We start from the raw sequence: 11859 nt of genomic DNA, 5'->3' as shown, positions 1-11859 counted from the left end.
CTCCTGACGTCGCCTCTCATCCCCACGTCATCGACCATTGGAACGGAACCCTCATGCCTTCTGACCTGCTCAGCATCACGCTGCCTGCGGCCGGCGATCCACCCGCCGCTCATCCCGCCGAGCGCCTCATGCCTCTCGATCAGTCCCAGCGTGAGAATCTGGCTCGGCTCTACCTGGCCAGCTACCCGCCCCAGGTGGGAGCCGAGGACCTGGACGACGCCCGACGCGAGATCGATGAGACCTTCACCGGCCAGTTCGGAACCCTGCGAACGGATGCGAGCTGGCTCGCGCGCGTTCGCGGCAGGCCGGCGGGCGCGATCCTGGTCGTCGAGCGTTCCATCTGGGACGACCACCTCGACGGGCCCTTCGTCATCGACCTGTTCGTGCATCCCGAAGCGCGGGGCCTTGGCTTGGGCCGGTCGCTGGTGCTGGCCGCGATGGAGGCCTGCACAAGCGCTGGCGACCGGCAGCTGTCGCTGCGCGTCGGGCAAGGCACTTCCTCCGCCGCGCACGGCCTATACCGCGGCCTGGGATTCACGACAGTGCAAACCACCTAGCGGAGGCCCGCGCTGGGGTGTGCTTTGCAGGTTCACAGGTGCATGCGCCGCCTTCGAGCTTGCTGAGCCCGGATTTCGAGCCTGAGGATTCCCTACAAGTTGGTGAGACAGCCCTCGTCTCACCATCTTGTCGCCCTGCAGGTCAACGAACCACTCCCCCGACAGATCGGCCGAGAACCTACATCTTGCCAGCTGTGGGATCTCATCTAACGTGTCGGTTTCTCACTTAACTGGCGGACGCGTGTCGGTCGTCCCAGTTAATGGCGGAGTGTCACGCTGAGTCTCGTGACAGTGGAACCGCTGCTGAGCACACGGTGTTGTGGGATTGCTGCTCGTGCCTGGTTCAGAGCATGGAGCCCAGGTCTGATCCGACGGTGGGGTAGGCGGCGGTCATCGACTTCAGCTGGCGGGTGGTGAGTCGCAGTTTCATGGCGAGGGCGAGGATGTTGACGAGTTCGGCGTACTCGGGTCCGAGCAGGTGTGCTCCCACGATGGTGTCGTCGGAGCGGTCGATGAGGATCTTGGTCGCGGCGGTCGTCTCCCCGATCCGGTAGTTGGAGTACCAGCTGCTGGTGTCGGTGTAGCGGACGTCGATGTCAATGCCCCGGTCGCGGGCTTCTTCCTCGAGCAGGCCGACCCGGGCGAGTTCGGGGATCGTGAACACCGCGGTGGACACGCCGGTGTAGTCAGGGGCGGTCGTGGTGCCCTTGAGCATGTTGGACGCGGCGACCTTGCCCTCGAACACGGCGACCGGGGTCAATGGCATGCCAGGGGTGCTGGCCGCGTCGCCGGCGGCGTAGACCGCCGGGTTGCTGGTGCTCTGCAGATGGGCTGCTACGCGGATCCCGTCCTCGTCCCACTGCACGCCGGCGGTCTCCAGGTCCAGGGTCGTCAGCTCGGGGACCCGGCCTGCGCCGTGCACGACAAGGTCGAACTCCCTTGTCGTTGACCGCCCTGGTTCATCGACGCTCACCTGATAGCCGGTGCTGGTCTTCTCCACGGCGGTGAGCGTCGCAGAGGGCCAGTTCTCGATGCCGGCCTTGGTGCCGCGGTCGATGAGGAGGTCGACGAGGTCGGGGTCGAAGGCCTTCAGCGGTCGTGGTTTGCGGTCCAGGATGACCGGGGTGCTTCCGGCCCGGGCGGCGATGTGCGCGAACTCGAAGGAGATGAAGCCACCGCCGACGAACAGGATCCGTCGCGGCAGCTCGGTCAGGTCCAGGAAGCCGGTGCTGTCCAGCAGGTGCTCGTGCCCGGGCAGGTCCAGCGGGCGGGGGCGCGCACCGGTGGTGATGAGGAAGTGTCGGCTGGTGCAGGGGGCGTCGTCGATGGCCACGGTCTGGGGACCGGTGAACCGCGCCGTCCCGTGCAGGGTGGTAACGCCGTTACCGGTCAGTCCTGCCTCCATACTGGCGGGGACGGGGTCGGTGAAGCCGTGCTTGTGCGCCATGAGGTCGGCCCAGTCGACCGACAGGCCGTCGTCGTTGATGCCCTTACCCCGCATCAGGCGGGCACTGTCGATGATCTCGGCACCGCGGCGCAGGATCTTCTTGGGATCACACCCTCTCAGGGCACACGTGCCGCCGTAGGGAAGGGCGTCGACGATCGCGACCTTCCATCCAGCGGCGGCGCACTTGTTCGCCGCCGTGACCCCGGCCATGCCGGCACCGATGACGATCAGGTCGTAGTCGTAGATCATCGCGTGACCTCCTGGGTCAGCCCCAGCGCTGCGTGTAGCTGTTCCAGGGTCGGTGCCCCAGCAAGGCCGTCGGCCGTGCGATAGACCCGGCAGGAGAGGCCAGCTGCTGAATCGGGTGAGCCGAACGCGTCGGCCCCGTCGACCAGGACGGTCGGTGAGCCCCGAAAGCCCACCCGCTCGGCCTGCTCGAGGGTCTCGACGCGCTGACGCCGGATCCTGACTTCGGGGTGTTCGGTCGCGATCGCGACCAACCTGCGGTCAGTCACCTTCCAGCTGGGGCAGTCCTCGAAGTAGAGCAGGCAGACGTCCATGCCCGCGACGCTAGACCTTGTACCGTGGTGCAAGGTCAAGCGCGAGAGGTGGGAGACGGGCGAATGCGGATCGGAGAGCTGGCCGAGTCGGCCGGAGTGAGCAGTCAGACCATCCGCTTCTACGAGCGCCAGGGCCTGCTGCCCGAGGCCGAGCGAGGGGCGAACGGCTACCGCGTCTACGACGACTCCGCAGCAACACGGCTGCGCTACATCGCCATGGCGCAAGCGGCCGGGCTCACGCTGTCACAGATCCGCAGCATCCTGGACCTACGTGACCAGGGGTCCACCCCCTGCCAGCACGTCACCACGCTCCTGGACACCAAGCTCGCTGACGTTCGGACACGGATCCGCAACCTCCTCACGCTGCAGGCAGAGCTCGAGGCCCTGCTCCAGCGCAGCCAGCTGCTTGACCCCGGCCACTGCGCAGACCAGGACATATGCCACATCCTGTCCCCGTCGCAGTAACAGCCGCACAGGGTATGACCCCCCAGAACGAGAACGGGTGCACACCCGCAGCATTGGGCATCGCCCTGTAACAGGCGTGACTCGTGGGAATTCCGGATCCGCGAAGAGGATCGCCCGCCGGCCTCCTCTCCAGTCGGGAGAGAACATCCGGACATCGGCGTCATGCGTGAGAGTGATGTCACGACCATTGGCAAGGGGCTTGGGGGCGGCCCCCGACCGACTCTGAGAGTCTTCGCTGAGGATTCCGACAAGTTAGGGAGACCTGCGGCCTCTCATCAGCATGTCGCTCCGCAGGTCACGTACCCGCTCCCCCCGACAGATCGGCCGAGAACCTACAAACAGACCAGCCTGTAGGTTGCTCGCGCAAGTTGTCATAGCCACCCGGTGGTCGAGAATGGAGAGCCCGTTGACCAACTTGGTGCAGGGGTCAGGAGATGGAGGCAAGTGTTGCGACTCGAACTCTTCTACTTCGACGGCTGTCCGCACTGGACCGTCGCGAATGAGCGACTGTCCGAGGCGTTGACCCGACTGGGTCGTGTCGACGTTGTGGTCGAGCGGCGCAAGGTTGAAACACCTGAGGACGCCGAACGGGTTGGTTTCACCGGATCACCCACGATCCGCATCGACGGCCACGATCCATTCTCCAGCGGCGCCGAGCAGGTCGGTCTGGCGTGCCGGGTCTACCAGATACCAGCAGGTCTCGCGGGCTCACCGACCGTAGATCAACTCACCGAGGTGCTCTCGTGAGGCGTGTACTGAGGCTGCTCGCTGGTGGCTACCTACTTCTCGCTCTCGGCAACAAGGCAGCCGAGGCGGCCGGAGCGATCAGGTGCGGCTGCGCGGAGGACTGCTGGTGCAGACGTCCTGGCCTGAATCTGTTCCGGTGGGTCTTCCCGTGGGGACACCGCAGCACCCACACCGCCCATGAAAAGGCCTCACTCGAGGTATCGCAGGAGTAGTCGCAGGTCGACGTCCGTCCCAACGCTTCCTTCGACGAACGCGACGCCACCGATTCGGATGTGCGGAGAAGCGGCCTACCGGTTTACCGCGGCTCGCTCGGGCGGTCAGCACCAAGGGTGTTCCGCGGAGGACCCCTTCGCCGGGTGCGCGAGGGTTGCCGCCAAGACAGCAGACTCGCCGTTAGGCCACTCATGTGGCGCCACGCCGGGCCTAGCCCTGGCCGTGACCAGGAGCAGGGCGCACCCAGGAGCCCCGGTGCCAACGACCCGGAGAGAAGCACGTTTGCTGGGTCAGCCTCGCTGAGCGGACGCTGTCACCTTCGGGGAAGGCGGGCGGCACCGCGCCCAGTGATGCGGTACCCGGGCTGCAGGACTGCGTGGCCGCCCACTTCTCCGTCAGCATGAAGCACTTCCACTTTCCAGCTCGAACCACCCGACCACGCCCGAACGCGAGCACGCCGCCCACGCATGAGGCAGGCATGCCCGCCCTAATGCGCTTGCCGTCACCGTGATCAATTCAGTCGTTGCTGTATTGTTCAGCGTGTGCTGACCGTTGCTTCTCGTCTCGATGTGATGAACCGGTTGGGTCGGGCGCTGGCCGATCCCACCCGGTCACGACTTCTTCTGGTGCTGCTCGAGCGGGCGGCCTACCCGGCGGAGCTGGCGAGCGACCTAGGGTTGACGCGCTCTAACGTGTCCAACCATCTCGCGTGCCTGCGGGACTGCGGCATCGTGGTCGCCGAACTCGAGGGCCGTCGGACGCGTTATGAGATCGCGGATCCACACCTTTCGCGGGCGCTGAACGCACTGGTTGAGGTCACTCTCGCAGTAGACGAGAACGCGCCGTGCCTCGATCCTGCCTGCTCTATTGACGGATGCTGCATCGCCGAGGCGCGCGCATGATCCTGTCCTCGATCCTGCAGGCGATCGGCCTGTTCATCGCGACCAACATCGACGACATCATCGTGCTCTCGCTGTTCTTCGCCCGCGGTGCGGGACAGCCCGGGACGACCGCCCGGATCGCCGTCGGCCAGTATCTGGGGTTCGCGGGCATTCTTGGCGCGGCCGTGCTCGTCACCGTGGGCGCGGATGCGTTCCTGCCCTCGGAAGTTATCCCGTACTTCGGACTCATCCCCTTGGCTCTGGGTCTATGGGCCGCCTGGCAGGCCTGGCGCGGGGACGGTGACGATGATGACGACGCCAAGGTCGCCGGCAAGAACGTCGCGGTCTGGACCGTCGCCGGGGTCACCTTCGCCAACGGCGGGGACAACATCGGCGTCTACGTGCCGGTCTTCCTCAGCGTGGGACCGGCGGCCGTGGTGGCCTACTGCATCGTGTTCCTCGTGCTTGTCGCGGCCCTCGTCGTGCTGGCCAAGTTCGTGGCCACCCGCCCCCCGATCGCCGAAGTCCTCGAGCGGTGGGAGCACATCCTGTTCCCCATCGTCCTGATCGGCCTGGGCATCGCCATCCTGGTCGGTGGCGGAGCCTTCGGCCTCTGACCAGGGCCGACGGGGCTACGATCGTGCGCCAGTTACCCAGCCTCCGCGTTCCGAACACTCCTGACGTTCCACGGAAGCCGACGGGGCGCAGTGCGTCGATGAGTTACCTCTGTTGCAACGAGTCGCGGTACGGATGCCCATGGACTCTCACGGCACGTCAACCCTTGGATCAGTTCCGCAGAATCGGCCCCGAGGCGACCAGGCGTGGGATGGCCTTGACGTAGATCACCATGCCGAGGAGCTCGACCATGGTTTGGGTGACGACGACGAGCGGAACCAGGCCCAGGGGCGCCGGCAGGGCCAGCGCCAGCGGGAGTACCACTAGCGAGTTTCGAGTGGCGCCACTGAAGATCACGGCCCTCGTGCTGCCCGAATCGAGCCGTGCGACTCGTGCGCACGCCATCCCGAGGGGAACCATCACCACCAGAAAGGCTACGTAGAGAGGGACGACGGCCAACAGCGCGGTGACCTCTTGCCCAACTGCGTGGATCTGCGATGCGATCACCACAGCCAGTGTCGCCATCATGAACGGGACCATCATCGCCTGCACAACGGTCATCACGGTCTTGCCGGCTGCCTGTTCTCGGGACAACCACTGGGTCAAAGCCGCCAAGGTGAGCGGGACGATGATGAGCCCGATGAGCGCTTCGAGGAAGGGGCCTGGCTCGATGGCCGAGACGAGCTCCGGCCCGACGAAGAGGAGCAGGTAGAAGGGCAGCAACAGCATCTGGGCCAGCATGAGCAGCGGCGCTGTAGCGAGCAGACGCTCACTGGAGCCGCCGGCCAGCCCGGCGAAGACGATCACGTAGTCGATGCACGGGGTCAGCAGCACCAGCAGCACACCCACCAGCAGGGCCGGGCTGTCGGCCACGAACCGCGACAGGGCAAAGACCACGGCGGGAACGATGACGAAGTTGAGGACCAGGATCGTGGCGATGAAGCGCACATCGCGCACGGCCTGACCGATCGCCGAGAACGGGATCCCCAGGAACGTGGCGAACAGCAACAGCCCGAGCACGGGAGTGATGGCATTTTCAAGAGGCCCGGCGGCAGCGGGCAGCGAACCAGCCAAGGATCGCTCCACCTGCGATGGCGAGGAGATACAGGCCAATCTGGTGGCGCTCCATCGCTTGGATCAAGGGGGTCAACGGCACCGTGCCAGCGTAAAGAGGCCCGCGCTGGCGACTCGTACCTGGGGACGGGTCCACGCTCGGCGTGAGCGTTGTTCAGGCGCAGCAGCTGGTGGGGATGGTGGTCCGGAACAGGCCGGCCGCTATGCGGAGGGCTTCGCTCATCGTGAGGTAGGGCGCCCAGGTGTCGGCCAGGTCGTCGACGGTCAGCCCGAACTTGATGGCGTACGTCGCGGCGAGCATGAGCTCTCCGGCGCCGTAAGGTGCGGCGTGCACACCCAGGACCTTGCGGGTCTGGGCGTCGATGACGAGTTTGAGGACCCCCCGAGTGTCCTGGCTGACCAGTGCGCGCGGAATGTCCTGTGCACCCAGGATTCGGCAAGTCGCAGTCGTGGCCGAGCTCGAGGGCGCGGGCTTCGGTCAGTCCGGCGCTGGCCATCTGCGGAGTGGTGAAGGTGACCCCCGGCAGGCCGCGCGGTAGTCCACCGTGGAGGGCTCACCCAGCGCACCGGCCGCGGCAACTCGGCCAGTCTTCGCGGCGACGTAAACGTACTGCGGCGCACCGGAGACATCCCCGGCCGCGTGCACGCGGTGGTTGGTCGTGCGCAGGTTCTCATCCACGTGCGTCGGTGCCGATCCCGGCGGCCTCCAGCCCAAGACCGCTGGTGCTGGCGCGGCGGCCGGTGGCGATCAACAACCGCTGGCCATGGACTTGAACGCCGCTGTCGGTGGTGACGATGACCCCTCCGGCGTGAGGCGCTACTTCCCGCCCGCATTCCTCGAGCACCGTGATGCCCTCCTCCTGGAAGGCGGTGCGGAGCACGTCAGCGACCTCGGGTTCGGCGTAGGGGGGCCACTCGGCCCACGAGGGTGACGTCGACGCCCAGGTGTGCCCACAGCTGGGCCTGCTCCAAGCCGACGTACCCACCACCGAGCACGACCATGGAGGTGGGCAGGTCCTGTTGCTCCATGGCGGTGGTCGAGGTCAGGTCGGCCGGCTACGTAGATTTGGACTTGCAGCGATGATCGGTATTGGTCGATGCTAGCGTCCATGCGGGATGAACGGCAACGAGGCAAGACCGAGGCCCAGGGAGGGCAGCTGTGCTGATGAACCGGATCGAGACGATGCTCGTCGACAGCCCACCCCGGGCGTGGCTGCAGCGTTCGTACGAACTGCCGCTGTTGGAGCGTCTGGGCGCCCGGATCGCCGGCCTGCGCGTGGTCGAGATCGGTTGTGGGCGCGGCGCCGGTGCCGAGCTGCTGCTGCAGCGGTGGGGCGCCGCGCATGTCACAGCGGTGGATCTGGACCCGGTGATGGTCCAGCGTGCCCGGCGGCGCTTGGCGCGGTTCGGGTCGCGGGTCGATGTGCGCGTCGGTGACGCATGCGCGCTGCCGGTCGCCGACGCGGCGGTGGATGCCGTCGTGGACTTCGCGGTGGTCCACCACGTCCCGGTCTGGCGCGAGGCGGTGGCCGAGGCGGTGCGGGTGCTGCGCCCGGGCGGGCAGCTTGTGTTTGAAGAGGTCACCCGCCACGCGTTGCAGCGCTGGTCCTACCGCACGTTCCTCGAGCACCCGAAGGTCGACCGGTTCAGCGCCGAGGAGTTCGTCGAGGCGCTGGGGGAGCTGGGTCTGTCGCTGCCGGTCCCTGCTGTGACACGGTTCTTCGGTGACTTCGTCCTCGGCGTCGCCGTCAAGCCGGCGGCCGCGAGCCCAGGTCCGCTGTGAGCGGCCATGCGATCCTCGGTCTGGCGCTGTTCGTCGTGTGGGCCTTGCTCGCCGGGGGTGGGTCGCATGGCCGTCCAGCGGCGGCGCACCGGTGACAGCGGATTCCGCTTCGCGGCCGCCGCGCGCGGCACCCGGCAGTGGTGGGCCAATCGCATCAGCGGTGCGGGTTCTCTCCTGGTCGGCGTCGCCGCACCGGTCGCAGACCTACTCGGGCTCGACCCGGTGGTGTCACCGCTGAGCTCGCCGGCCCTGCGCACTGCAGCGGCCGTGGTGGCCGCGTCAGGCATCTTCTGCACCTACGCTGCGCAGCTGGCCATGGGCACCGCCTGGCGCATCGGTGTCGACCCGACAGAACGCACCGAGCTGGTCACCTCCGGGCCTTTCGCGTTCGTCCGCAACCCGATCTTCACCACCGCTCTTATCACCTTCACCGGGCTCGCGTTGGCCTCCCCGAACCTTGTTGCCTTGGCGGGCCTGGTCCTGGTCTATGCGGGCATCCAGATGCAGGTCCGCGCCGTCGAGGAGCCGCACCTGCTGGCCACGCACGGGCGGGCCTATGCCGACTATGCCGCCCGCGTGGGGCGGTTCGTCCCCGGGATTGGACGCCTGCGTCCGACTTCTTGAGTTCCAGGTAGCCACGCTTTAGGCCCTGGTGCCCCAGGGACATGACGTCGCTGGAGGCCAGCGATTGCGGGATGGCGTTTCAGGTCGGGTCCGTCTTGGCCACGGGCGTCGGTCACTTGACGGCCATGATCTTGCTGGTAGTGGTCGGAGTCGACGTTCTTGGGGTTGCTGGCGTTCATCAGCCGCATTCACGGTGTAGCGGAAGGCGTCACGTGCTCACCCCCGAGTAGCTGTGCAGGCCGGTGATGAGCAGGTTGACGACGGTGTAGTTCAGGATGATGCAGAGCATGCCGAGGAGTGCCACGTAGGTGGCGTGTCGTTTGGTCCAGCCGCTGGTGGCGCGGGAGTGCAGGTAGGCGGCGTAGACGACCCAGATGATGAAGGTCCAGATTTCCTTAGGGTCCCAGCCCCAGTAGCGGCCCCAGGCCACCTCGGCCCAGATCGCGCCGGTGATGAGGGTGAACGTCCAGAGCGGGAAGGCGAAGATGTGGATCCCGTAGGTCATCGTCTCCAGTTTGTCTGCCTGGGGCAGGCCGGCCAGCCAACCCCGGATGCGGTTTCTCTTCTCGGCTGAGTCGCGGAGCAGGAAGGCGACGCCGAGGGCGGCCCCGATGATGAACAGCGCCACGGACAGCGTGGCGAGGGTGACGTGGATGGACAGCCACATCGTGTTGTCCAGGGCGGGCATGAGTTGGGAGGCCTCGGTGTACCAGATCTTGCCAGCGCCAAGGACGGCCATGACTGGCAGCACGACGAAGGGACCGAGCCACAGCCGGTCGCGTTTCAGGCTCCACGTGGAGTAGACGATGAGGGCGAAGGATGCGGCGACGATCGCGAACTCGTACATGTTGCCCAGCGGCCAGCGTTGTACCGACAGGCCACGCAAGATCGTGCCGCCGACGACTCCGAAGGTCGCCAGCCAGGTGAGTTGGACCCCGATGATGCCCCAGCGGCGGGTGACCTCGGCGGGATGACTGACTGTTGGTGGCTCGACTGCGGCGGTGGTCGGCGTGGTCGAGTCCGTCAGTCCAGTGGCACAGTCGTCAACGACTGTGTCTGCTGGCTGCTCACCGTCGGCGCCAACACCCACGCGGACCTTCTCGCGGGCCTTGATTTTATCGTGGCGTTCCCTGGCGGTTCCGGTGACGGCCAGGTGTGCCGAGAAGGAGATGAGGGCCAGCGCGAGCACGGCCAGGCTGGCCCAGATGGCGATGTCGCTGGACAGGGCCAGCTGTGGGTCGGTCATACCGTGTCCTTGTCTCGATGGTGGGTTTTAGGAGTATTGGTCCGGCCACCCGTGGTCCCGGTGATCCGGAGCAGGACGTCGTCGACGACGGCCTGGAGTCCGGGGTCGCTGCCCTTGGACTGGCCACCGATGCTCACTAGTGTCTGCATCGGACCATTGATGGGGTGTTCAGGGTTGATCCGTACGTAGATCCGGCGTCGCTTGATACCGAGCATCAGGGCCAGGCCGACGGTGGTGGCGATCGCGAAGCCCAGGGCTGGTATCCGGCCCGGGTCGTGCCGCACCAGTAGCCCGGCCCAGCGGATTATGCCGTCGAACTCCACGGTGGTGCCGTCGGGTAGCTCGAAGTACTCGCCCGGGCGGATCAGCATCGCGACGGGGTTGCCCTCCTCGTCGGTGAGCTGGGTCATCTGGTCGGTGTCGATATTGAAGACCGACTGCGGGCGCCCGTCGGGGAACAGGTTTCCCTCGAATGCCGTCAGTGCCAGCACGGGGTCGACCAGGCCGGGGAAGGAGGACGTCATCCCCAGCTCGGGATCAATGCGCAGGGTCGGTAGGAAGCCGCCGACCAGACCGAGGCCGGGGTCTCGCGCGGTGACCTTGATGGCGCCCTCGCTGGCGTAGTTGTTGTCCTGTGGGAGGAAGGTGACCGCGTCGGAGTAGAGGACTTCTCCGTCGGGGTCGCGGATGGTCACGATGGGGGCGTAGCCGTTGCCGAGCAGGAAGATGGAGTCTCCGGCCACGGAGATCGGGTGGTTGACTGCGAACTCCTGCTGCTCGGGTTCCCGGCCGGGGACCTCGACGGTGGCCAACCCGTCGAACCTGCGGGGTTGGCCGAACTGGGCGCCTTCGGCCTGACTCTCGAAGGCTACGTCGAGTTTGTTGAGCTCCACGGTGAACGTGGGAATGTCCCCCTCACCGGCCAGCGGGCTGAAGTTGAGCGTGTCGAAGGTGCCGGCAGTGGCCGTCCACGACTGCCCCTCCTGGATGATGATCTCCCCGCGCCAGCCGAACAGGTTACCGGCGGCGAAGGCGACGATCACACCCAGCAGAGCCAGATGGAAGAGCAGGTTTCCGGTCTCCTTCAGGTACCCCTTCTCGCCAGTGACCCAGAGATCGCCGTCTTCGGCCTCGCGCAGCCGGTAGCCCTTCGCCTTCAGCGACTGCCGGGCTGCGGCCAGTACCTCGGGTGCCTCGGCGGTGAGGGTTCCGTCGGCGCGGGCGTGCAGCCTGGCCAGGCGCCGGGGTGCCGGCGGCGGCTGGGCTCGGATCGAACGCCAGTGTTGGCGCATCCGCGGGATGATGCAACCGACCAGGCTGATCACCAGCAGCAGATAGATCGAGGCGAACCACGGGGAGGAGAACACATCGAAGAGGAACAACCGGTCCAGCCAGGGCGCCAGGTCGGGGTTGTTCTCGAAGAAGGTGCGCACCTGCACCGGGTCCACGGAACGTTGCGGGAAGATTGAGCCGGGGAAGGACGCGGCCGCCAGCAGCAGAAGCAGGTAGATGGCGGTGCGCATGCTGGTCAGCTGCCGCCAGGCCCAACGTGCCCAGCCCAGTGCGCCGAGCCGGGGGCCGCCCAAGGTGGTGCGGTCCTTGGGATAGGACGGCTCGATCCGTTCCGGTGTTCGCGTGCTGGCCATG

The 11859-nt window shown here is 66.7% G+C and carries 15 protein-coding genes; 7 read left to right on the top strand and 8 right to left on the bottom strand.

Going from position 1 to position 11859, the window contains the following annotated elements; all coding sequences use genetic code 11:
- Nucleotides 1–53: 53 nt before the first annotated feature.
- The gene (locus KILIM_RS13065) at nucleotides 54–557 is read left to right on the top strand and encodes a GNAT family N-acetyltransferase (protein ID WP_006593179.1); all 504 of its coding nucleotides are present in this window, start codon (nucleotides 54–56) and stop codon (nucleotides 555–557) included.
- Nucleotides 558–900: 343 nt separating this feature from the next.
- On the opposite strand, the gene KILIM_RS13060 is transcribed toward KILIM_RS13065, so the two are convergent.
- Both KILIM_RS13060 and KILIM_RS13055 read right to left on the bottom strand, forming a co-directional pair.
- Nucleotides 901–2253, bottom strand: coding sequence for a dihydrolipoyl dehydrogenase family protein (locus KILIM_RS13060; RefSeq protein WP_006593178.1), 1353 nt, complete (start codon nucleotides 2251–2253; stop codon nucleotides 901–903).
- A complete protein-coding gene (locus KILIM_RS13055; RefSeq protein WP_006593177.1) occupies nucleotides 2250–2564 on the bottom strand; it encodes a thioredoxin domain-containing protein in 315 nt (104 codons plus the stop codon). Before KILIM_RS13055 ends, KILIM_RS13060 begins: the two co-directional genes overlap by 4 nt.
- Nucleotides 2565–2627: 63 nt before the next feature.
- On the opposite strand from KILIM_RS13055, the gene KILIM_RS13050 reads away from it, so the two are divergent.
- The 4 genes from KILIM_RS13050 (at nucleotide 2628) to KILIM_RS13035 (ending at nucleotide 5487) form a co-directional block, all read left to right on the top strand.
- Nucleotides 2628–3029 carry a heavy metal-responsive transcriptional regulator gene (locus KILIM_RS13050; RefSeq protein ID WP_006593176.1) on the top strand — a complete coding sequence of 134 codons (402 nt, stop codon included), beginning with the start codon at nucleotides 2628–2630 and terminating at the stop codon, nucleotides 3027–3029.
- 444 nt (nucleotides 3030–3473) lie between these two features.
- Nucleotides 3474–3776 carry a DF family (seleno)protein gene (locus tag KILIM_RS13045; RefSeq protein ID WP_006593175.1) on the top strand — a complete coding sequence of 101 codons (303 nt, stop codon included), beginning with the start codon at nucleotides 3474–3476 and terminating at the stop codon, nucleotides 3774–3776.
- 755 nt (nucleotides 3777–4531) lie between these two features.
- A complete protein-coding gene (gene cmtR, locus KILIM_RS13040; RefSeq protein WP_040563313.1) occupies nucleotides 4532–4891 on the top strand; it encodes a Cd(II)/Pb(II)-sensing metalloregulatory transcriptional regulator CmtR in 360 nt (119 codons plus the stop codon).
- On the top strand, nucleotides 4888–5487 hold the full coding sequence (locus tag KILIM_RS13035) for a cadmium resistance transporter (RefSeq protein WP_006593173.1): 600 nt from the start codon (nucleotides 4888–4890) through the stop codon (nucleotides 5485–5487). The genes cmtR and KILIM_RS13035 overlap by 4 nt, the downstream gene beginning before the upstream one ends.
- 169 nt (nucleotides 5488–5656) lie before the next feature.
- On the opposite strand, the gene KILIM_RS13030 is transcribed toward KILIM_RS13035, so the two are convergent.
- The 4 genes from KILIM_RS13030 to KILIM_RS25010 form a co-directional block, all read right to left on the bottom strand.
- Nucleotides 5657–6559: an arsenic resistance protein gene (locus tag KILIM_RS13030; protein WP_006593172.1), complete on the bottom strand. Its 903-nt coding sequence runs from the start codon at nucleotides 6557–6559 to the stop codon at nucleotides 5657–5659.
- A 154-nt stretch (nucleotides 6560–6713) separates the two neighbouring features.
- Nucleotides 6714–6923, bottom strand: coding sequence for an oxidoreductase dimerization domain-containing protein (locus KILIM_RS25020; protein ID WP_237707524.1), 210 nt, complete (start codon nucleotides 6921–6923; stop codon nucleotides 6714–6716).
- A 307-nt stretch (nucleotides 6924–7230) separates the two neighbouring features.
- On the bottom strand, nucleotides 7231–7440 hold the full coding sequence (locus tag KILIM_RS25015; protein WP_006593170.1) for a hypothetical protein: 210 nt from the start codon (nucleotides 7438–7440) through the stop codon (nucleotides 7231–7233).
- A 1-nt stretch (nucleotide 7441) separates the two neighbouring features.
- Nucleotides 7442–7588 (bottom strand): NAD-binding protein, encoded by a 147-nt coding sequence (locus tag KILIM_RS25010; RefSeq protein WP_246308461.1) that lies wholly within the window; start codon nucleotides 7586–7588, stop codon nucleotides 7442–7444.
- A 136-nt stretch (nucleotides 7589–7724) separates the two neighbouring features.
- On the opposite strand from KILIM_RS25010, the gene KILIM_RS13020 reads away from it, so the two are divergent.
- Together KILIM_RS13020 and KILIM_RS13015 are read left to right on the top strand one after the other, a co-directional pair.
- Nucleotides 7725–8342: a class I SAM-dependent methyltransferase gene (locus KILIM_RS13020; protein ID WP_174316830.1), complete on the top strand. Its 618-nt coding sequence runs from the start codon at nucleotides 7725–7727 to the stop codon at nucleotides 8340–8342.
- A gap of 66 nt (nucleotides 8343–8408) precedes the next feature.
- Nucleotides 8409–8966, top strand: coding sequence for a methyltransferase family protein (locus KILIM_RS13015; protein WP_006593168.1), 558 nt, complete (start codon nucleotides 8409–8411; stop codon nucleotides 8964–8966).
- 208 nt (nucleotides 8967–9174) lie between these two features.
- On the opposite strand, the gene ccsB is transcribed toward KILIM_RS13015, so the two are convergent.
- Both ccsB and resB read right to left on the bottom strand, forming a co-directional pair.
- On the bottom strand, nucleotides 9175–10212 hold the full coding sequence (gene ccsB, locus KILIM_RS13010) for a c-type cytochrome biogenesis protein CcsB (RefSeq protein ID WP_006593167.1): 1038 nt from the start codon (nucleotides 10210–10212) through the stop codon (nucleotides 9175–9177).
- Complete coding sequence (gene resB, locus KILIM_RS13005; protein WP_006593166.1) at nucleotides 10209–11858, bottom strand: cytochrome c biogenesis protein ResB; 1650 nt, start codon at nucleotides 11856–11858, stop codon at nucleotides 10209–10211. The genes ccsB and resB overlap by 4 nt, the downstream gene beginning before the upstream one ends.
- Nucleotide 11859 lies beyond the last annotated feature (1 nt).

This window comes from Kineosphaera limosa NBRC 100340, assembly GCF_000298215.1.
Lineage (GTDB): Bacteria > Actinomycetota > Actinomycetes > Actinomycetales > Dermatophilaceae > Kineosphaera > Kineosphaera limosa.
This window is presented reverse-complemented; position numbering and strand designations above follow the sequence as displayed.

Bases quoted from the DNA above. Each gene is read 5' to 3' on its own strand.
- KILIM_RS13065 (WP_006593179.1), top strand. From the start codon at position 54: ATGCCTTCTGACCTGCTCAGCATCACGCTGCCTGCGGCCGGCGATCCA.
- KILIM_RS13050 (WP_006593176.1), top strand. From the start codon at position 2,628: ATGCGGATCGGAGAGCTGGCCGAGTCGGCCGGAGTGAGCAGTCAGACC.
- KILIM_RS25010 (WP_246308461.1), bottom strand. From the start codon at position 7,588: ATGGAGCAACAGGACCTGCCCACCTCCATGGTCGTGCTCGGTGGTGGG.
- KILIM_RS13035 (WP_006593173.1), top strand. From the start codon at position 4,888: ATGATCCTGTCCTCGATCCTGCAGGCGATCGGCCTGTTCATCGCGACC.
- KILIM_RS13020 (WP_174316830.1), top strand. From the start codon at position 7,725: ATGAACCGGATCGAGACGATGCTCGTCGACAGCCCACCCCGGGCGTGG.
- ccsB (WP_006593167.1), bottom strand. From the start codon at position 10,212: ATGACCGACCCACAGCTGGCCCTGTCCAGCGACATCGCCATCTGGGCC.
- resB (WP_006593166.1), bottom strand. From the start codon at position 11,858: ATGGCCAGCACGCGAACACCGGAACGGATCGAGCCGTCCTATCCCAAG.
- KILIM_RS13055 (WP_006593177.1), bottom strand. From the start codon at position 2,564: ATGGACGTCTGCCTGCTCTACTTCGAGGACTGCCCCAGCTGGAAGGTG.
- KILIM_RS13060 (WP_006593178.1), bottom strand. From the start codon at position 2,253: ATGATCTACGACTACGACCTGATCGTCATCGGTGCCGGCATGGCCGGG.
- KILIM_RS13015 (WP_006593168.1), top strand. From the start codon at position 8,409: ATGGCCGTCCAGCGGCGGCGCACCGGTGACAGCGGATTCCGCTTCGCG.